This window comes from Prauserella flavalba (assembly GCF_003202235.1).
GTDB lineage: Bacteria > Actinomycetota > Actinomycetes > Mycobacteriales > Pseudonocardiaceae > Prauserella_A > Prauserella_A flavalba.
The window spans coordinates 204,837-223,090 of record NZ_MASU01000007.1 but is presented as its reverse complement, the minus strand read 5'-3'; the positions used below and the strand labels follow the sequence as shown (position 1 = coordinate 223,090).

The 18,254-nt window shown below is 72.6% G+C and carries 17 protein-coding genes; 10 read left to right on the top strand and 7 right to left on the bottom strand.

Features of this window, described 5'->3' with window-relative positions:
* Positions 1-82: 82 nt before the first annotated feature.
* Positions 83-598, bottom strand: a complete 516-nt coding sequence (locus tag BA062_RS19570; protein WP_110338763.1) for an amino-acid N-acetyltransferase — start codon at positions 596-598, stop codon at positions 83-85.
* Positions 599-661: 63 nt separating this feature from the next.
* On the opposite strand from BA062_RS19570, the gene rimO reads away from it, so the two are divergent.
* The 7 genes from rimO to BA062_RS19535 all read left to right on the top strand — a co-directional run bounded on the left by rimO (position 662) and on the right by BA062_RS19535 (position 7,337).
* Positions 662-2,095, top strand: a complete 1,434-nt coding sequence (gene rimO / locus BA062_RS19565) for a 30S ribosomal protein S12 methylthiotransferase RimO (RefSeq protein WP_110338761.1) — start codon at positions 662-664, stop codon at positions 2,093-2,095.
* Positions 2,092-2,727, top strand: a complete 636-nt coding sequence (gene pgsA / locus BA062_RS19560) for a CDP-diacylglycerol--glycerol-3-phosphate 3-phosphatidyltransferase (protein WP_168214025.1) — start codon at positions 2,092-2,094, stop codon at positions 2,725-2,727. Before rimO ends, pgsA begins: the two co-directional genes overlap by 4 nt.
* Complete coding sequence (locus BA062_RS19555; protein ID WP_110338759.1) at positions 2,727-3,188, top strand: CinA family protein; 462 nt, start codon at positions 2,727-2,729, stop codon at positions 3,186-3,188. Before pgsA ends, BA062_RS19555 begins: the two co-directional genes overlap by 1 nt.
* Before the next feature lie 94 nt (positions 3,189-3,282).
* Entirely contained in the window at positions 3,283-3,729 is a 447-nt protein-coding gene (locus BA062_RS19550; RefSeq protein WP_110338757.1) for a helix-turn-helix domain-containing protein, read from the top strand.
* A 200-nt stretch (positions 3,730-3,929) separates the two neighbouring features.
* On the top strand, positions 3,930-4,778 hold the full coding sequence (locus BA062_RS19545) for a PspA/IM30 family protein (protein ID WP_110338755.1): 849 nt from the start codon (positions 3,930-3,932) through the stop codon (positions 4,776-4,778).
* Positions 4,779-4,800: 22 nt separating this feature from the next.
* Positions 4,801-5,790: a phage shock envelope stress response protein PspM gene (gene pspM / locus BA062_RS19540; RefSeq protein ID WP_110338753.1), complete on the top strand. Its 990-nt coding sequence runs from the start codon at positions 4,801-4,803 to the stop codon at positions 5,788-5,790.
* Positions 5,791-5,993: 203 nt separating this feature from the next.
* Entirely contained in the window at positions 5,994-7,337 is a 1,344-nt protein-coding gene (locus BA062_RS19535; RefSeq protein ID WP_110338751.1) for an allophanate hydrolase-related protein, read from the top strand.
* Here BA062_RS19535 and BA062_RS19530 read toward each other — a convergent pair.
* The 4 genes from BA062_RS19530 to BA062_RS19515 all read right to left on the bottom strand — a co-directional run bounded on the left by BA062_RS19530 (position 7,303) and on the right by BA062_RS19515 (position 11,549).
* Positions 7,303-8,361, bottom strand: a complete 1,059-nt coding sequence (locus BA062_RS19530; RefSeq protein ID WP_110338749.1) for a quinone-dependent dihydroorotate dehydrogenase — start codon at positions 8,359-8,361, stop codon at positions 7,303-7,305. The two genes, BA062_RS19535 and BA062_RS19530, sit on opposite strands and share 35 nt — an antisense overlap.
* A 332-nt stretch (positions 8,362-8,693) precedes the next feature.
* A complete protein-coding gene (add, locus tag BA062_RS19525; protein WP_110338747.1) occupies positions 8,694-9,713 on the bottom strand; it encodes an adenosine deaminase in 1,020 nt (339 codons plus the stop codon).
* A gap of 131 nt (positions 9,714-9,844) precedes the next feature.
* Positions 9,845-10,648 carry a DNA-formamidopyrimidine glycosylase family protein gene (locus BA062_RS19520; protein ID WP_110338745.1) on the bottom strand — a complete coding sequence of 268 codons (804 nt, stop codon included), beginning with the start codon at positions 10,646-10,648 and terminating at the stop codon, positions 9,845-9,847.
* Position 10,649: 1 nt separating this feature from the next.
* A complete protein-coding gene (locus tag BA062_RS19515; RefSeq protein WP_110338743.1) occupies positions 10,650-11,549 on the bottom strand; it encodes a ParA family protein in 900 nt (299 codons plus the stop codon).
* 83 nt (positions 11,550-11,632) lie between these two features.
* On the opposite strand from BA062_RS19515, the gene BA062_RS19510 reads away from it, so the two are divergent.
* The 3 genes from BA062_RS19510 to BA062_RS19500 all read left to right on the top strand — a co-directional run bounded on the left by BA062_RS19510 (position 11,633) and on the right by BA062_RS19500 (position 14,279).
* On the top strand, positions 11,633-12,394 hold the full coding sequence (locus BA062_RS19510; protein ID WP_110338741.1) for a class I SAM-dependent methyltransferase: 762 nt from the start codon (positions 11,633-11,635) through the stop codon (positions 12,392-12,394).
* Positions 12,395-12,423: 29 nt separating this feature from the next.
* Positions 12,424-13,665 (top strand): DNA polymerase IV, encoded by a 1,242-nt coding sequence (locus BA062_RS19505; protein ID WP_110338739.1) that lies wholly within the window; start codon positions 12,424-12,426, stop codon positions 13,663-13,665.
* Between the two features lie 209 nt (positions 13,666-13,874).
* Positions 13,875-14,279: a DUF3040 domain-containing protein gene (locus tag BA062_RS19500; RefSeq protein WP_110338737.1), complete on the top strand. Its 405-nt coding sequence runs from the start codon at positions 13,875-13,877 to the stop codon at positions 14,277-14,279.
* Positions 14,280-14,436: 157 nt separating this feature from the next.
* Here the strand turns inward: BA062_RS19500 and BA062_RS19495 are convergent, their stop codons facing one another.
* A complete protein-coding gene (locus BA062_RS19495; protein ID WP_110338735.1) occupies positions 14,437-16,923 on the bottom strand; it encodes a transglutaminase TgpA family protein in 2,487 nt (828 codons plus the stop codon).
* Positions 16,920-18,152, bottom strand: a complete 1,233-nt coding sequence (locus BA062_RS19490; protein ID WP_245959918.1) for a DUF58 domain-containing protein — start codon at positions 18,150-18,152, stop codon at positions 16,920-16,922. Before BA062_RS19490 ends, BA062_RS19495 begins: the two co-directional genes overlap by 4 nt.
* Positions 18,153-18,254 lie beyond the last annotated feature (102 nt).

The window sequence follows — 18,254 nt, the reverse complement described above, 5'->3', positions numbered from 1 at the left end:
CACGAAACGGGCTTGATCAGCTTCGGGCGCCGTGGGTAACCGCCACCACCTCCGAAGGTGGGAACAGTGGGTGAATTACCGACTACGCACCGGTGGGCGCGGTCAGGTCCAGGAGCATGCGGGTGTTGCCGAGGGTGTTGGGCTTGACGAACGGCAGGTCGAGGAACTCCGCGACGCCGGTGTCGAGCGAGCGGCGCATCTCCTCGTACACCTCGCGCGGGACGGGCGTGCCGTGGATCTCCCTGAACCCGTGCCTGGCGAAGAACTCCGTCTCGAACGTCAGTACGAAGATCCGGGGAACGCCCAGGTCGCGGGCCAGCTCCACGAGCCTGCCGACGAGCAGGTGACCGATGCCCCTGCCCCGCATCGAGCGCTCCACGGCGACGGTGCGGATCTCGGCGAGGTCCTCCCACAGCACGTGCAGGGCACCGCAGCCGACGATCTCGCCCGCCAGCTCGGCGACCCAGAACTCCTGCATGTCCTCGTAGAGGGTCACGAGCTCCTTCTCGAGGAGCACCTTGCCCGCGTCGGAGTCGACCAGCGCCTTGATCTTGCGAACGTCCGCGACGCGCGCGCGGCGAATGAGCGGTGACTCCACCCTCCAGACGCTAGCGGGCGGGCTCCGCACCACCGACCAGGGTCTCCTCGTTACCCTGGTCGGGTGTCTTCCGCTGATTCCTCGCCTGGCCGCCGCGTCTCTCTGCTGACCCTCGGCTGCGCTCGCAACGAGGTCGATTCCGAGGAGCTCGCGGGCAGGCTCGCCGCGGGCGGCTGGGAGCTTTCCGCCGAGCCCGAGGCCAGCGACGTGGTCGTGGTCAACACGTGCGGCTTCGTGGAGGCGGCGAAGAAGGACTCGGTGGACACCCTGCTCGCGGCGGCGGACACGGGCGCCAAGGTGGTGGCGGTCGGCTGCATGGCCGAACGCTACGGCCGCGAGCTGGCGGACAACCTGCCCGAGGCGGACGCGGTGCTCGGCTTCGACCACTACCCGCATCTGGCGGAGCGCCTCGCCGACATCGCCGAGGGCCGCTCGATCGCCTCGCACACGCCCGCCGACCGCAGGACGCTGCTGCCGATCAGCCCCGTCGAGCGCCCCGCCGCGGCCGAGCAGGTCGCCGTGCCCGGCCATGCCGGCTGGGGCCCGCGCGTGCTGCGCTCCCGGCTCGACGACTCGCCGGTGGCCGCGCTGAAGATCGCCTCCGGTTGCGACCGGCGCTGCTCGTTCTGCGCCATCCCGTCGTTCCGCGGCTCCTTCGTGTCCCGCCACCCCGACGAGATCGTTGCCGAGGCCGAGTGGCTCGCCACCCAGGGCGCGCGGGAGCTGTTCCTCGTCAGCGAGAACTCCACGTCCTACGGCAAGGACCTCGGCCGCGAGCTCGGCGGCACGCGTGCTCTGGAGGGCCTGCTGCCCCGGCTGGCCGCCGTCGAGGGCATCGACCGCGTGCGGGTGTCGTACCTGCAGCCCGCCGAGACCCGACCCGACCTGGTGAAGGTCATCGCGACCACGCCGGGTGTAGCCGACTACTTCGACCTGTCCTTCCAGCACTCCAGCGAGGCCGTGCTGCGCCGCATGCGGCGGTTCGGCTCCACCGACGCGTTCCTCGCGCTCGTGGACCAGATCCGCGAGTACGCGCCCGAGGCGGGCATCCGCACCAACGTGATCGTCGGCTTCCCCGGCGAGACCGAGGCCGACGTCGCCGAGCTGGAGCGCTTCCTCACCGGCGCGCGGCTCGACGCCGTGGGCGTGTTCGGCTACTCCGACGAGGACGGCACCGAGGCCGAGGGCTTCGACGGCAAGCTCGACGAGGCCACCATCGCCGAGCGCGTCGGCCGGGTGTCCGCGCTCGTCGAGGAGCTCACCGCCCAGCGTGCCGAGGACCGGATCGGCACGGTCGTCGAGGTGCTGGTCGAGTCCGTCGGAGACGAGGTCACCGGCCGCGCCGCGCACCAGGCGCCCGAGGTGGACGGCGAGTGCGTTGTGCTGGATGCGGACAGCTGCAAGGCGGGCGAGCTGCTGCGCTGCGAGGTGGTGGACAGCGCGGGCGTCGACCTGATCGTCCGCCCGCTCGAGCCGGTCGCGGACAGGGCGCCGTGAGTGCCGAGGCGGGCGGCGCCGACCGGGACACCGAGGTCGGCGGGGTCGCCGACGTCGCGTCCACCCCAGGGGTCGCGAACGTGCCGACGCTCAACGTCGCCAACCTGCTGACCCTCTCGCGGCTGGTCCTCGTCCCCCTGTTCGTCCTGGCGCTGTTCACGGCGGACGGCACCGACCCGGCGTGGCGCTATGTCGCCACGGGTGTGTTCGCCGTCGCCGCGCTCACCGACCGCGTGGACGGCTGGGTCGCGCGCAAGTACAGCCTGATCACCGACTTCGGCAAGATCGCGGACCCGATCGCCGACAAGGCGCTCATCGGTGCCGCGCTGGTGGGACTGAGCGTGCTCGGGGAGCTGCCGTGGTGGGTCACGATCGTCATCGCCGTCCGCGAGCTCGGCATCACGCTGCTGCGGTTCTGGGTCATCCGGCACGGCGTGATCCCGGCGAGCCGGGGCGGCAAGGCCAAGACGCTGGCCCAGAGCCTCGCGATCGGCGCCTACCTGCTGCCGCTCGGGGCGTGGGCGGACCCGGTGTGCTGGGCGCTCATGGGCGTCGCGCTGGTGCTCACGGTCGCCACCGGCCTCGACTACGTGGTCAGGGCGCTGCGGCTGCGGGCGGGGAGCTCGCGCTGATGGAGGCGCGAGAGCTGGTCGCCGCGCTGGTGCGGCGCGGGCAGACCGTCGCCACCGCCGAGTCACTGACGGCGGGGCTGGTGTGCGCCACGCTCACCGAGGTGCCGGGTTCGAGCGCGGCCGTGCGCGGCGGGCTGGTCGTCTACGCCACCGACCTCAAGCGGACACTCGCCGGGGTGGACGCGGACCTGCTGGCCGAGCACGGCGCCGTGCACCCGGAGGTCGCGGCCCAGCTCGCCCGCGGCGCGCGCGAACGGTGCGGTGCCGACTGGGGCCTGGGGCTCACCGGGGTCGCCGGGCCGGACCCGCAGGACGGCGTGGCGCCAGGAACCGTGCACCTCGCCGTGGCGGGCGAAGGGGTGCTCGGTGCGCGTACGCTGCGGATGTCCGGTGACCGAGGCGCCGTGCGGAGGGCGTCGGTGACCGCCGCGCTGAACCTGCTCGGGGAACAACTGGCGTGATCCACGCGTTCGCCCTTGGCGGACGCACGTGTCAACACCTGCGTTCTGTCGGCTGGTCTCGGTAACGTGGTCAGTAGCTGAAGGGAGGCGCGTGATGACCGTGCTGTTGCGCGAGGCGATCGGTGATCGGCTCCGTCATGCCCGCACCACCAAGCGCCGGACGCTGCGCGACATCTCCCGCGCCGCCAAGGTCAGCCTCGGTTACCTCTCCGAGGTCGAGCGGGGCCAGAAGGAAGCGTCGAGCGAGCTGCTCGCGTCCATCTGCGAGGCGCTGGACCTGCCGCTCGGTGAGCTGCTGCACAACGTGGCCGCGGACGTGTCCGCGCTGGACAAGGTCGACACGGCCGCCGTCGGCGAGCCGGTGGAGCCCGCCGAGCGCGCGGAGCGCCCCGGGGCCAAGGCCTCGGCCTCGGACAGCGGGTTCGAGGGCGGCCGGATCGTGGCGAACGTCGGCGGCAACGACCTCGCCGACCTGCGGCTCTCCCCGACGCTGCGGACCACGATCCACGCACCGAAGTCCAAGGCCGTCCTCGCCGCGTGACCTGCGGAACGGGCTGCCTCGGCACGGTGCTCCGGGTCGGGTCAGGGCCATCCCTGAATTCCCTCGGGGTCGCCTGGAACCACGGCCGTTGACCTGACACGATGGAACCCAACACCGGGGGTCGCACGTTGCCAGAACACGGCGAACGGTGACAGCACCGGATCAACAGCCCGTGGGACGTGAGAAGGCAGGCGGAGGAGATGGCCAACCCTTTCGTGAAGTTCTGGAAGTACCTCATGGCGGCGTTCTCGTCGAAGGTTGACGAGTACGCCGACCCGAAGGTGCAGATCCAGCAGGCCATCGAGGAGGCGCAGCGCAACCACCAGGCGCTCTCCCAGCAGGCGGCTTCGGTGATCGGCAACCAGCGGCAGCTGGAGATGAAGCTCAACCGGCAGCTCGGAGAGGTCGAGAAGCTGCAGGCCTCCACCCGCCAGGCGCTCGTGCTCGCCGACGAGGCGCGCGCGAAGGGCGACGAGCAGAAGGCGCAGGAGTTCGAGACCGCCGCCGAGGGCTTCGCCGCGCAGCTCGTCACCGCCGAGCAGAGCATCGAGGACCTCAAGACGCTGCACGACCAGTCGCTGCAGGCGGCGGCGCAGGCCAAGCAGGCCGTCGAGCGCAACGCCTCGATGCTGCAGCAGAAGCTGGCCGAGCGCACCAAGCTGCTCTCGCAGCTGGAGCAGGCGAAGATGCAGGAGCAGGTGTCGGCCTCGCTCACGCAGATGACCGAGCTGGCCGCCCCGGGCAACACGCCGTCGCTCGACGAGATCCGCGACAAGATCGAGAAGCGCTACACCACGGCACTCGGCTCGGCGGAGCTCGCGCAGAACTCCGTGCAGGGCCGCATGCTCGAGGTGCAGCACTCCACCACGCAGCTGGCCGGGCACAACCGCCTCGAGCAGATCCGCGCGTCGATGAAGGGCGAGTCGGTGGCACAGGTGACCGACGGCTCCGCGTCGTCCGGTTCGGCGGCACCGGCGTCCTCGGGCTCGGATGTCCAGAAGGAGATCCAGGCGCGGGTCGAGGCCGAGCGCCAGAAGAACCAGGCCTGAGCGGCAAGGCCGGGCTGGGATCATGGCCGCGGGATCGGGTAAATCGGGCAGGCGGGACTTCAGCCAGTTGAACGCCAAGCTGGAGAAGCACATCGAACGGCTGCCTGACTATGCCCAGAAGGCGCAGGAGAAGCTCCAGAAGTATCTGCCGCCGCAACAGGAGGGCAACCAGTCCCGCGATCAGTCCCGAGATGAGGAGCGCGAGCGCGCTCCCGAACAGCCGCCCAAGCCGGCGCGGTCGGCGAACGCGCCGCTGCTGCCTCGTGAGGTGGCGGCGATCGCCGACATGCGCGACAAGTGGACCCGCTGGAACGAGCCGTCCGCCAAGCTGGAACGCCGCAAGCGCAGGACCTCGAAGGCGCTCACGCTCTGGACGATCATCACGCTGCTGAGCGTGCTGTGGGCCGTGGGCGGCTTCTACGGGATCACCGGCGCGCAAGAGGGCTTCGTCGGTGCCTTCGGCGGGCTCACCAGTGCTGTCATCTTCGGGGTGCTGGCGGTGCGTTCCGGCACGAAGCTCCGCCAGCTCAACCGCACCGAGGTGCCCGCGGTGGCCTCCACGAAACCGCGTCGGCTGCCCTCGGCGAACTCCGCCGCCCGCAAGCCGATGGAACGCCTCGCGGAGAGCGAGGCGACACTCGCCGAACTGCTCGACCAGCTGTCCTCGCCCGCGCACGGCGCCCCGGCGTCGGTGCCCGAGCTGTCCGTCGAGGACGCGCGGAACACCGCCGCCGAGGCCTCCGCCACCCTGCGGGCGCTGGCAGGCCGGATCCAGTCGATCGAGCGCGCGAGGGCCTCGGCGCCCGCGAGTGAACGGCAGCCGCTGGACTCCGCCATCCGCACGCTGGCCGAACAGCTCGACGACGGCGTCGAGGGCTACGGCGGGCTCGTCGCCGCGGCAGGCCGCGCGGTCGCCGCCAGCAGCGGGGGCGTGCAACCGGCCAAGGAGGCGCTCACCGACGCCACCGACCGGCTTGCCGGGCTCGCGCTCGCGTTGCGCGAACTGTCCTGACGGCGACTTCCGCCCTCCCGGGAATCGCCGCCGGAATGGCGGAGGCGTAACCACGGGAAATGGTCGGGTAACGCCGCCGACACGATTCCGGAAACGCGCTTTCCTAGCCTCGACCCCGGAACCGCACGGAAAACGGCCCGGATTGGTTTCATCCGGTCGTGGGTAACCGTGGGTGCCCGGGCGTCGGCGGAAAGGACAGCGGCGTGAACCCATTTCTCACCGAAGAAGAGACCGTGTCGTTTCCGCCGGTCAGTTCCTATCAGCGGGCCATCGCGGCCTTCGAGGCGCTCGCCCGTTCCGGCGGTTGCCCGCCGTGGCTCGGCGTCCGTTCCCGCGAGGACGTGCTCATCGACGCGAAAGCGGTGGACGAACGCCTGCGCGCCGGTGAGTCGCCGCCGCTGGCCGGCCTGCTCGTCGGCATCGGTGCCGACCGCGTGCTCGCCCAGCGGCTCGCCCGCGCCGGTGCGGTGGTGCTCGGCAGCGCCGACCCGGCGGGAGTCGCCGCCGAGCCCGCACCCGACGTGCTGGACGCGGCCGTCTGCACCGGACTGCCGGCCGACTGCCGTGGCCTGGTGGCACTGAGGCCCACGCCGGGTCTCGTGCCGGGGCACCCCGGGCTGACCGTGCTGGCCCGTGACGTCGAGCGGGGCCAGCACGTGCTCGCGGCGCTGACCGGGCCGGACGAGAGCGACCCGGCGAGCCGGGAGTGGCCCGCCTCGGTGCGGCTGAGCGCGGGGGAGCACCCGCACATCGCGGTGCCCTCCGCCGCCGGCCTCGCCGCGCTGTCCACTGTGGACCGCTCCGCGTTCGCCGGCACCGTCGACACCCTGCGGGCCGCGGGAGCGGTCGTCGAGGAGATCCCGCTCACCGAGCGCGTGCGGGACTGGGCCGAGCGTCCCGCCACGACGCTGCGCGGCCACGACGCGCTGTGCCTGCCCGCCAGTGGGACCACGCCGTCACCCGCCGAGCTCACGAATGCCCTCGAGACGGCGGCCGTCGCGTTTCCCGACGGCCGCGGCCGCGGTGCCGTGGTGATCACCAGGGCGTTCGACGACCAGGTCGGCATCGACGTGGCCGGCCTGCTGTCCGGCATCCAGGCCGGCACGCCGTACCCCTCGACGGGGATCGAGCTGATCGTGTTCGGCGCCTACCTGCGCGGGCAGCCCCGCAACGGCGAGCTCACCGGCGTGGGCGCCCGGTTCACCGGGTTCGCCGAGACGGCGCCGCACTACCGCATGGTGGCGTTGCCGGGCACGCCGCCGCAGCCGGGCGTGCTGCGCGCGGACCGGGACGGCGCGGCCCTGCTCGCCGAGCGGTGGCTGATCTCGCCCGCCGGCCTGGGCACGTTCCTTGCCGGGCTGCCCGCCCCGCTGGCTCTGGGCAGCGTGGAACTCGAGGACGGCACGCACGCGGTGGCGGTACTGTGCGACGCGGTCGCCGCCGCGGAGGGCACCGACATCACCTCGTACGGCTGCTGGCGCGCCTATCTGCGGTACCTGAGCACCCAGCGGCCTACCGTGCCGGCTCCCCGGCCAGCGTCCGGTTGATCCGCCGGACCAGCCCGGGGCCGTGCAGCGCGAACGCGGTGTAGACCTGCACGAGGCTCGCGCCCGCGTCGAGCATGCGCAGCGCGTCGCCGGGCCCGGAGATCCCTCCGACGCCGATCACGGGCAGCCGGTCGCCCGCCTCCTCGTGCACGAACCGCACGACGTCCCTGGCCCGCTCCGCGAGCGGACGGCCCGACAGCCCGCCCGCCTCCTCGGCCACGCGCGCGTCGGCGGCGGCGAGCCCCTCGCGGCCGAGCGTGGTGTTGGTGGCGATGATCCCGGCCACGTCGTGTTCGAGGCACACCTCCAGCAGCTCGGCCAGTGCCTCGTCGGTGAGGTCGGGGGCGACCTTCACCAGCAGTGGGGCCGGGGTCGTGCCCGCCTCCTCGGCCAGCGTCACCGCCGTGCCTCGCAGCTCGGCGAGCAGTTCGGCGAGCGCCCTCCGGTCCTGCAGCTCCCGCAGCCCCGGTGTGTTGGGCGAGCTGACGTTGATGGCGACGTAGTCGGCGTAGGGGTGCAGCGCCCGCAGCGACGCCCGGTAGTCCTCGACGGCGTCCTCCAGCGGCGTCACCTTGGACTTGCCGATGCTGATACCCAGCGGGACCGGGGGCTTGCCGCTTTCGGCGAGGCGCAGGGAGAGTGCCTCGGCTCCCGCGTTGTTGAAGCCCATTCGGTTGATCACCGCGTCGCTGGCGGCGAGCGTGAACAGCCGGGGGCGCGGGTTGCCGGGCTGGGCGAGCCGCGTGACGGTGCCGACCTCGACGAAGCCGAACCCGAGCGCGGGCCAGGCGTGCAGCGCGCGGCCGTCCTTGTCCATCCCGGCCGCGAGACCGACCCGGTTGGGGAAGCGGATCCCGAACACGGTCACGGGATCGTCGACGGCGTACACCCGGCGGAGGGCGGCCAGCGCTGGCTTCGCGGCGCTGAGCCTGCCCAGCGCGCGCACCGTGCGCTCGTGCACGACCTCGGGGTCGGACTTGGCGAGCCGGTAGAGCGCCGGCCGCGCGATCTTGTCGAAGAGCACGCGACCATGCTGCCTGATCGCGCTGCGGGGCCGGACAGGCCCCGGAGAGTAAAGAAGCCCCCTGCGCGACTCCCGAACGTCGTCAGCCGTTCGGGCCCGGGTCGGACCGGAACCCGGAAGCGGCAGGGGGCCGGTGGCTGCCTGGTATTCACTGCCAGGCACACGTACTTTCGGGCGGGCACCGCGCTCGCGGTCAGCCTGCCCAGGTGGTCCGTGCGCTGCCCGTCAGCGGACAGCCACCTCACGAGTCCTGTAGCTATTCAACTTCGGACCACCTCCTTTCTCGTGTGCCACAACGCTAAGCGAGACAACCGTTGCCCGGCAACAGATTTTCACGTGTCGCACGCGACGCCGTCGATCTCGGCCAGCAACGCCTGCTTGCGGGTATCCTGGAGGAACGACACCCGCACGGCGTTGCGGGCCAGCTCGGCGAGCTCCGCCGTCCGCAGGCCCAGCGCCGAGGCCACCGCCAGGTACTCCCCGTTCAAGGTGGCGCCGAACATCGGCGGGTCGTCGGTGTTGAGCGTGACGAGCACGCCGTGGTCGAGCATGCGCCGCACCGGATGCGCCTCCACCGATTCGACCTGTCCCGTGCGGACGTTCGACGTGGGACAGACCTCGAGCGCGATGCCGTGCTCGGCGAGGTGGGCCAGCAGCCTCGGATCGGTCCCGCTGCTCGTGCCGTGGCCGATCCGTTCGGCGCCGAGATCGTGCACCGCCGACCAGACCGTGGCGGGTCCGCTCGTCTCGCCTGCGTGGGGAACGCTGTGCAGGCCGGCTTCCCGCGCCGCCGTGAAGAGCGGCGCGAACTGGGCGCGGCCCACGCCGATCTCGGGGCCGCCCAGCCCGAAGCCCACCAGCCCCTCGGGCCGTTCGCGCAGCGCGAACGTGAGCGTCTCCCGACCCGCTTTCGTCCCCTTCTCACCCGGAATGTCGAAGCACCACGCCAGTTCCACGCCGTGCTCGGCGAGCGCTGTCGCCCTGCCGGTGGCGAGCCCCTCCAGCAGCGCGTCACCGGGCAGGCCGTCGAGCAGGTGGTTGTAGGGCGTGACGGTGACCTCCGCGTAGCGGCAGTTCTGCGTGGCGAGGTCGCGGGCGAGCCCGGCCACGAGGTCGTGGACGTCCGCGCTGGACCGGATCATCGACTGCACGGCCCAGAACGCGGTGAGGAAGTGGTCGAAGTCGCGGAACGTGAAGAACCGCCGCAGCTCCTCGGTATCCGTCGGCACCCCGGCGGACGGATGACGGCGGGCGAGCCTGGTGACGGTCTCGACGCTCGCCGAGCCGACGAGGTGGACGTGCAGCTCGACCTTCGGCAGTGCCGCGACGAACGCGCGCAGGTTTTCGGGCATGACGAAACTCCCTGGAAAGAAAAGGAAAAAGTGCGACGACGTGGCGAACGGGCGCGGCGTCAGGGAGCGAGGTCGCCGCGCTGCCGGTCGAGGCCGTAGAGCGGCAGCTTGTAGGTCGGCACGACGCCAGGCTAACGCATGGGGGCGGGCCCGCGCTGGCAGTTCGGGCAGAACCACGTCGGCCTGCCCTGCACGCCCGCGCCCTGCGTGGCGACGCGGACCCTGCCACCGCAGCGGAAACAGCCCTGCCGGGTGCGCTCGTACACCCAGTTACGCCTGCCGCGCGCGGTCTCGCCGGTGGTGCTCTGGTCGTAGCGCCAGGCGTTGGCGTGCAACAGTTTCCGCGCCAGCGCCACCGTCTCGGCGGCGTCGACCTCGGAGGCGGGCGTCCACGGTGTGACGCCGAGCAGGAAGCAGATCTCGCACTTGTAGAGGTTGCCGACCCCGGCCATCACGCGCTGGTCGAGCAGCGCGAGCCCGAGCTCCAGCTCCGGCCGCGAAGCCAGTGCCCGCGCGGCGATCGCGGCGTGCTCGTCCGTCCACTCCGGATCGAGCAGGTCCGGTCCGAGATGCCCGACGAGCCGCCGTTCCTCCCCCGTGGGCAGCAGCGCGAGGTCGTGCACGCGGAAGCCGACCGCCTCGGTGGTCTCCGTGGTCAGCACCACGCGTGCGTGGTGAGCGGGCATGTTCCAGCGCGCGCCGCGCGCGAACACCCGCCACGAGCCATCCATCTTGAGGTGGCTGTGCAGGCTCAGGCCCCCGGAGAACCGGAGGAACAGGTGCTTGCCGACGGTCCGGACGCCGAGCACGTCACGCCCGGAGAGGTCGGTGGTCGCCAGCGCGGGATGCCGGAAGTCGGTGCGCGTGAGCCGCTGCCCGGCGAGTGCCCGTTCGAGCTTTTTCCCGGTGAGGAAGACGGTGTCGCCCTCGGGCATCTCAGCCGATCTCGCGCTCGGCGAGCTCGCGCAGCGCGGGGAACTGTGAGGTGGTCTCGTTCTGCGAGGTCTCCGCGGGGGCGGCCTCGGGCCCCTCGGCGTCCAGGCGGTGCCTGCCCGCACGGCTCGACCGCAGGATCTTGGCGAGCACCATGTTGAACGTCAGCGCGATCTCCTGCGCGCCGGGCGACTTCCACTCGTGGATCGGCACGCACGCGCCCTGCGCCTGCTGGATCGCCAGCCGGTCGGGGATCGCCGTCGGCATCACGAGCCTGCCGAACGACTCGCGCAGCTCCTGCACGCGGTACTGGTGCTCGTAGGAGCGCACCCGCAGGCGGTTCACCAGCACACCCGCCGGCCGCAGCCGGGGGTTGTGCTCCGCGCGGATCGTCTCGATCGCCTCCAGCGCCCGTTCCGCGCCCGAGACGGCGTACATCGTGGGCTCGGTGACCAGCAGCGCGCTGTCGGCGGCCATGAGCGCCGAGCGGGTCAGCCTGCCGAGCGAGGGCGGGCAGTCGAGGATCGCCAGCTCGTAAGGGTCGCCCTGCCGGGACGTGGTCAGCTCGTGCAGCGCCCGCGCGAGGTTGTCCATCCGGCGGCTGTCGGGGCCGGGTTCGTTGAGCAGCTCCAGGTCCTCGGAGCTGACGAGCACGTCGAGCTCGTCGCTCCAGCCGCTCGGCGCGAGCGCCTGTTCGATCACCGCGAGCCGGGGTGTCTCCAGCACGTCGGTGAGCGTCGCCTCGGTCATCGGCGGATCCAGTGTCGCGGTGGCGTTGCCCTGGGGGTCGAGGTCCGCCACGAGCGCCCTCGCGCCCCTGCGGAGCGCAGCCGAGGCAATACCCAGCGCAACCGTCGTCTTGCCGACGCCTCCCTTGAGGCTCAGTACGGCCACCGTGTGCACGCCTGCGAGCGTAGTCGTATCCGGAGCGCGATCGTGGCCGGTCGAGGTGAGTGCCCGCGAGCGGCCCAACTACGCTGCCGACCATGCGAACGGAGACGTCGGCCGGGCACACCTCAGCTGCGGTCCGGAAGGTGCTGGAGGCGGAGCTGCGCGCCGCGCGCGACCGGGGCTCGGCGCAGCCGCGCGTGATCGACGTGGGAGGGGGCAGCGGGGTCTGGGCTGTCCCGTTCGCGTCCGAGGGCTGCCTCGTGACCGTCGTGGAGCCCAACCCGAACGCGCTGGCCACGCTGGAGCGCCGGGCCGCCGAGGTGGGCGTGTCCGACCGGATCACGGTCGTGGCGGACGACTCGGACGCCCTCGGCGCCCGCGTGCCCGACGGTTCCGCCGACCTCGTGCTCGCGCACGGGCTGCTCGAGGTGGTCGACGACCCGGCGGCGACGATCGCGGCGCTCGCCGCCGTCGTCGCACCGGGCGGCGCCGTGTCGGTGCTGGTGGCCAACCGGCACGCCGCCGCGCTGCACCGTGCGCTGGCGGGCAGGCTCGCCGAGGCACGCAAGCTGCTGACCGACCCCGACGGCGTGCTCACCGACGACGCGGAGACCCTGCTGCGCCGGTTCGACGCCGCGGGGCTGGAGGCGCTGCTCGCGGGTGCCGGCCTCGAGGTCGCGCAGCTGCAGGGCGACGGCGTGGTGTCCGACGTCGTGCACAGCCTCGCCGCCGAGCCGGTGAACGCGGTCGCGTCGTGGGAGCAGGACGTGGCCGACTTCGAGGCGCTGGCCGCCGGCACGCCGCCGCTGCGCGACATCGCCAGCAGGCTGCACGCGCTGGCGCGGCGCCCGGCGTGATTGTCGGTGGGTCCGGCTAGCCTGCGCGCATGGGACGAAACGCGGCGCTGCCCGCGGGGTTCGAGCGGTTCCGCGCCACGGGGGAGACCACACCGGACGACACCGGTTGCGGTGTGCTGCACGTCGACATGGACGCCTTCTTCGCCGCCGTCGAGCTGCGGAGCAGGCCGGAGCTGGCCGACCGTCCGGTGATCGTCGCGGGCGCGGGCCCGCGCTCGGTGGTGCTGTCGGCGAACTACCCGGCGCGCCGCTACGGCGTGCGCTCCGCCATGCCGGTGGGCGCCGCGCGGCGCCTGTGCCCGCAGGCCGTGTGGATCCCGCCGAGCCGGGGCGCCTACAGCGAGGTGTCCCACGGCGTCATGGCGATCTTCCGCGAGCTGACGCCGCTCGTGGAGCCGCTGAGCCTGGACGAGGCGTTCCTGGACGTGAGCGGGGCGCTGCGACGGCTCGGGACCACCCCGGCGGGGATCGGGGCGCTCATCCGCGAGCGGGTGGCCGCCGAGCACGGGATCACGTGCTCGGTCGGGGTCGCGCGGGCGAAGTTCGTCGCCAAGCTCGCCTCCGGCATGGCCAAGCCCGACGGGATGCTCGTGGTGCCCGCGGCGCAGACCCTCGCCTTCCTGCACCCGCTGCCGGTGTCGGCGCTGTGGGGCGTGGGCAGGAAGACCGAGGAGAACCTGCGCAGGCACGGGCTCGACACGATCGCCGACGTCGCGAAGGCTCCGCTCGACCGGCTGCGGCGCAGCCTCGGCTCCGCGCTCGGCGAGCACCTCCACGCACTCGCCAACGGCCGGGACGACCGCGCCGTCGTGCCGGAGTCCGAGGAGAAGTCGATCGGTGCCGAGCACACCTTCGACACCGACCAGCACGACAGCGCGCTGCTGAACCGGGAGCTGCTGCGGCTCTCCGAGCGGGTCGCGGCCACGCTCAGGGCGAAAGGCGTGCGCGGGCGCACCGTGTCGATCAAGGTCCGATTTGCCGACTTCACGACGATCACCAGGGCGAGGACCCTGCTCGCGGCCACCGATGTCGCCCGCGAGATCCATGCCACGGCGGTCGCCCTGCTGGCCGAGGCGTCGTCGGGCGCGGCGGTGCGGCTGATCGGCGTGCGCGTCGAGGGGCTCGCCGCGGAGGGCGCGGGGGAGCAGCTCAGCTTCGAGGCGCCCGCGCCGCGCTGGCGGGAGGCGGAAATCGCCGCCGACGTCGCCCGGTCCAAGTTCGGCGCGGGGGCCATCCGGCCTGCGTCGCTCTTGTCACCCGAAGAGGGGTGACCTTCGTCGCCTTCACCCGGGTGGACGGCCTCAGCCGGGCGTTTGGTGCAAATCTCTCCATGCTTGATGCGAGATCGGGTAGTCGTCGGAGCGCGGGGCTCGTATCCTGGTGGGGACACCCCGAACGGGGGGTCGTTGGGTCCACGACGTTGCGAAGGTCCGGCGCCCACCAATGGGGTCGGAGACAACGCTGTGCCGGAGGAGGAAAGATGCCACTCTCCGAGCATGAGCAGCGGCTGCTCGATCAGATCGAGCGCGAGCTCTATGCCGAGGACCCCAAGTTCGCATCCACGGTACGTGGCGCCAAGATGCGTCGCCCCACGCGCCGCAGGCGCATCCAGGGCATCGCCCTGTTCGCGGTGGGCGTCGCACTGCTGGTGCTCGGCGTCGTGGTGCCCTTCCGGGTCGCCGAGATTCCGTTGATCAGCGTGCTCGGGTTCCTCGTGATGTTCTTTGGGGTTCTGCTTGCCGTCACTGCCATGCGAGCCCGGGGGGAGCCGGGTGAGAAGAACGCCAAGGGCGCGGGCGGCGGAGGTGGCGGCAAACAGACGCGCCGCAGCTCCTTCACACAGCGCATGGAAGAACGTTTCCGGCAGCGTTTCGAGGACCGTTAGCTCCGCTCACACAGCGTTGACGTAAGCAGGGTGCCGCACAGCGGCACCCTGCTTACGTGTGCGCGCACCCACTTGATCGCCTGTCGACGTGCCCCCAAGGCCACCTTTGTTGCGTTGAGCGCACCGAAGGTGGCCTTGGGGGCCGGTAGCCGAGCCGTCAGCGGGGGGTGCCGCGGCGGAAGAGGGAGCGGGGGAACAGCCGGCCGCGCCACGACATCGGCGCCGTGCGGCGCAGGCCCTCGCGCAGGCTCTGGAACGCGCGGGCGAACTCCGGGTCACTCTCACCCGCGGCCGGGCTGTACCACGACCGTTCCACGACGCCGACCACCGTGCGCAGGTCGTTCTTGCCCCGCTCGTCGAGGTGGTGCCGCTGAGCCACCTTCTGTGCCGCCAGGCGCACCGTGTCGCTTTTCGGGATCTCGATGCCCCGGTCGGTGCACTCGTCGAGCAGCTCGTCCCACGCCGCGCTCGCCGCGGTCGGCTCCCTGTCCTCGATCGTCCGCAGGCGCCGCCGTCGCCGCAGCTCCCGCAGCAACGACGGCGTGAGCCCCAGCCCTGCCAGCACGAGCAGCGCGAGCGCCGCCGCCCAGTGCCACTGCCACGCGAGCAGCAGCAGGGACAGCAGCCAGAACGCGCCCGCGACCGGAGCGAGCCAGCCCGGAACCGGCGGACCCGCCGGCCCGTGCCGGCCACCCGTCATCCGCCTGCCGAGCACCAGCACCGCGGCCGTCAGCAGCACCGCCAGCACCGCCGACACGAGCGCGCCCCAGCCCGACCACGACGGCGCCGCGTAGAACGGCTTCTCCGGCTGGCCCCCGTCGCCCTGTGCCTGCGACTCCGGCAGCTGGTTCTGCGGTGCCTGCTGGCTCGACGAGGCGGTCGGCACGTCGTCCTGCGCCGCCGAGGTCGGGTCGCTCTGGGTGTCGTCGGGCGCCAGGTACGGCGGGACGTAGCCGCGGCCGTCCGACAGCGGTGTCGGATCGAAGCTGACCCAGCCCCGGTCGCCGAAGTAGACCTCGACCCACGCGTGCGCGTCCTGAGACGTGATCGTGCGGCCTGCGTCCGTCGGGTAGCCGGTGGTGAAGCCGATCGCCACGCGCGAGGGGATCCCGATCGCCCGCAGCATCACGGCCATCGACGACGCGTACTGCTCGCAGAAGCCGCGCTTGCCGTTGAGCACGAAGTCGGCGAGCGCGTCGGGATCGCTCACCGGGGCGGTCTGCGTGTCGTAGACGAAGCCGTTCTCGGCGCTGAAGTAGCGCCAGATCGCCTCGGCCTTGTCGAAGTTGTTGGTGGCGTTGGCGGTGAGCTGCTGGGCGAGCTGGGTGACGCGCGGGTCGACCTCGTCCGCGGTGGTGTAGACCGGCGGCAGCTCCTCCGTCTTCGGGTCGGTGACCCGCAGCTCCGCCTTGGACGGCTCCTCGAGCGACGCGACCTCGACGTACGGCGCGGGCCGCTGCCTGCGCTCGCGGAAGATCGTGCCGCTCGTGCGGTCGTAGTACCAGCCCTCGGAGATGTTGCGCAGCGAGCGTGGCGCGCCGTAGGTCGGCAGCCACAGATCGAACCAGTTCACCGGCTCGATGCGGATCTCCCGGCTCTGCCCGGTGCCGTCGTCGCCGGGGGCCGCAGGCAGCGGGCCGTTCGCGGGCACCCCGGGCGGCATGGGGCCGTCGGGCAGGCCCCAGCCCTGCCCGGGCCGGTACGTGTCGAGCGTGAACGCGCGCAGCAGCCGCCGGTCCTCGCCGAGACCGCGCACACGGAACAGCTCCACGTTGGAGCCCTGGTCGAGCATTCCGCGCAGCGACGTGAACGGGTTGACGCCCAGCCCTCCGGGCACGTTCTGCCCGCCCGAGGAGGAGCCGGGCAGGCTGCCCTCGGTGCCGATGGCGGTGACGGTGGAGCCGGCCACGAGCCCCACGACGAGCGACGCGGCGACCACGGCCACCGGTGCCGACGCGGAACCGGGGGAGGCGCCGAGACCCGGCGTGGCGCGGTTGCGCCACGTGCGGTGGCGGTGGCTGCCGTCGGCGGCGAGCAGCGCGGCGAACGAGGCGGCGCCGAACGCGAACGTCCACCACGGCAGCAGCTCGCCGGCCAGCGCCGAGGGCACCGCGTAGACGCACAGCAGGATCAGCCCCGTCGCGGCCGGTGCCGAGGCCGACACCGCCAGCGTGTCGACCAGGATCGCCACGAGCCCGATCGCGATCGTCACCAGGCAGAGGATCGGCGTCGTCGCCTCCACGGGCGGCAGGCCGGTGCGGATCTGCTCGAACGCGGCCACCAGCACGTCGTTCAGCTCGACGAACGCCGCTGGGCCGGGGATGATCGCCAGCAGCCCGCTGCGGGTGAACACACCGGTCACGAGGAACAGCAGCACCAGCAGCTGCGCGATGCCGACGACCGGCGCCGGGGCGCGCAGCGTGCGCAGTGCCAGGCCCGTGCACCCGACGAGCAGCGTCACGACGATGAGGTAGCCAAGCCACGACAGGCCCTGGATCACGCCCGTGAGCGACGTCGCGGCGCTGACCGTGGCGAGCCCCGCCAGCGCGGGGGTGAGCACCGTGTGCGCCGACAGCGACTGCTGCGGCTCCGACGGCGGCGTGGGCGGCGGGGCGTGTGGCCGGGGCGGGGCGGTGGCCGTCATGCGTGGCCGCCGATCAGCGAGGCACCGGGGGAGACGGTGCGGCAGAGCTCCGACCACACCTGCGGCATGGAGGTGCCGGGTGTCGCGATCACCACGCCCCAGCCCGCGGCGCGTAGCAGCGCGGCCGACTCGTCCGTGGCCGCCGCCCGGTGGCCTGGTGCGCTCACCCCGCTCGTCCACGCGGGGGTGTCGAGCAGCACCGCGAGGCTGCGCGTGCCGCGCGGCCGGTACTTCGTGAGCTCGTGCACCGAGTCGTTGCTGATGGTGCCCAGCACGGCGATGAGCTCCTGTCCCTGCGCCGGGTCGAAGCCCGTGGTCAGGTCGCGCTCGTGCGCGGGCTGCAGTGCCGCGAGCGAGTCGAGCACGACGTTGTCGTAGTTCTGGCCACCGCCGCCGGGGGTGTCGGCGAGCACGCGGCCGTGCTCGCTCACCAGCCGCACGCGGTGCCCGGCGCGGCCGAGGTGCAGGCACACGCTCGCCGCGAACTCCACCGCCCACTCCAGGCTCGCCGTCGGCCCGGTGCCGTGGTGGGCTGCGGCCCGGTGGTCGAGCAGCACCGTCGTGCCGCCGCGCCAGGGCCGCTCCTCGACCCGCACCATCATCTCGTCGCGGCGGGCGGTCGAACGCCAGTGGACCTTGCGCAGGTCGTCGCCCTGCCGGTAGTGCCGCACGATCACGTCGGTCTCGCCCTGGCCCGCGTGCAGCCGGATGCTGCCGTCGTCGCCGGAGCCGATCCCCGCGCCGATCGGCAGGCCCCACAGTCGCACGACCCTGGGCACGACGATGAGCCGCGAGTGCGAGATCAGCTCACGCTCGAACTCGCAGAGCCCGAACGGGTCGGTGATCGTCGCGCGCAGCGGGCCGATCTGCTGAACGCCGCGCAGCGCGGGCTGCACCGGGTAGCGCAGCGCCACCGACCGGTGCTGGGGCAGGCGCTCCACCACGAACCGTGGCCGCGCGCCGAGCGCGTACGGGATGCCGTCCTCGAGCAGCACGTCGCCCGCGGGCAGGTGCCCGCTGCGCCAGATGTCAAGCTGCACCTCGCCGTGCCCGCCGACGGGGACGCGCTCGGGCAGCAGCGTGCGCGACGCGCCGATCCGCACCTTCGACGCGGAGGCCAGCAGAGCCACGAACAGGGGCAGTGCGATCACGAAGACAGCGACCCGCAGCAGGTCGCGCTCGTTGAGCACGGCCGAGCACACGGCGGCCGCGACCCCCGCGGCGAGCAGGCACCGGCCGCGGGTGGTGAGGCCGGCGAGCGTGCGCCAGGGAGCCTGCCGCCCCTGCTTGCGCGACCGCTGGGGATCGTCGGGAGATGACCTGGTCACGGT

Coding starts and splice junctions, on each gene's coding strand:
- BA062_RS19545 (WP_110338755.1), top strand. CDS start 3,930: ATGGCCAACCCTTTCGTGAAGTTCTGGAAGTACCTCATGGCGGCGTTC.
- add (WP_110338747.1), bottom strand. CDS start 9,713: ATGCCCGAAAACCTGCGCGCGTTCGTCGCGGCACTGCCGAAGGTCGAG.
- BA062_RS19510 (WP_110338741.1), top strand. CDS start 11,633: ATGCGAACGGAGACGTCGGCCGGGCACACCTCAGCTGCGGTCCGGAAG.
- BA062_RS19505 (WP_110338739.1), top strand. CDS start 12,424: ATGGGACGAAACGCGGCGCTGCCCGCGGGGTTCGAGCGGTTCCGCGCC.
- BA062_RS19495 (WP_110338735.1), bottom strand. CDS start 16,923: ATGACGGCCACCGCCCCGCCCCGGCCACACGCCCCGCCGCCCACGCCG.
- pspM (WP_110338753.1), top strand. CDS start 4,801: ATGGCCGCGGGATCGGGTAAATCGGGCAGGCGGGACTTCAGCCAGTTG.
- BA062_RS19500 (WP_110338737.1), top strand. CDS start 13,875: ATGCCACTCTCCGAGCATGAGCAGCGGCTGCTCGATCAGATCGAGCGC.
- BA062_RS19550 (WP_110338757.1), top strand. CDS start 3,283: ATGACCGTGCTGTTGCGCGAGGCGATCGGTGATCGGCTCCGTCATGCC.
- BA062_RS19555 (WP_110338759.1), top strand. CDS start 2,727: ATGGAGGCGCGAGAGCTGGTCGCCGCGCTGGTGCGGCGCGGGCAGACC.
- BA062_RS19520 (WP_110338745.1), bottom strand. CDS start 10,648: ATGCCCGAGGGCGACACCGTCTTCCTCACCGGGAAAAAGCTCGAACGG.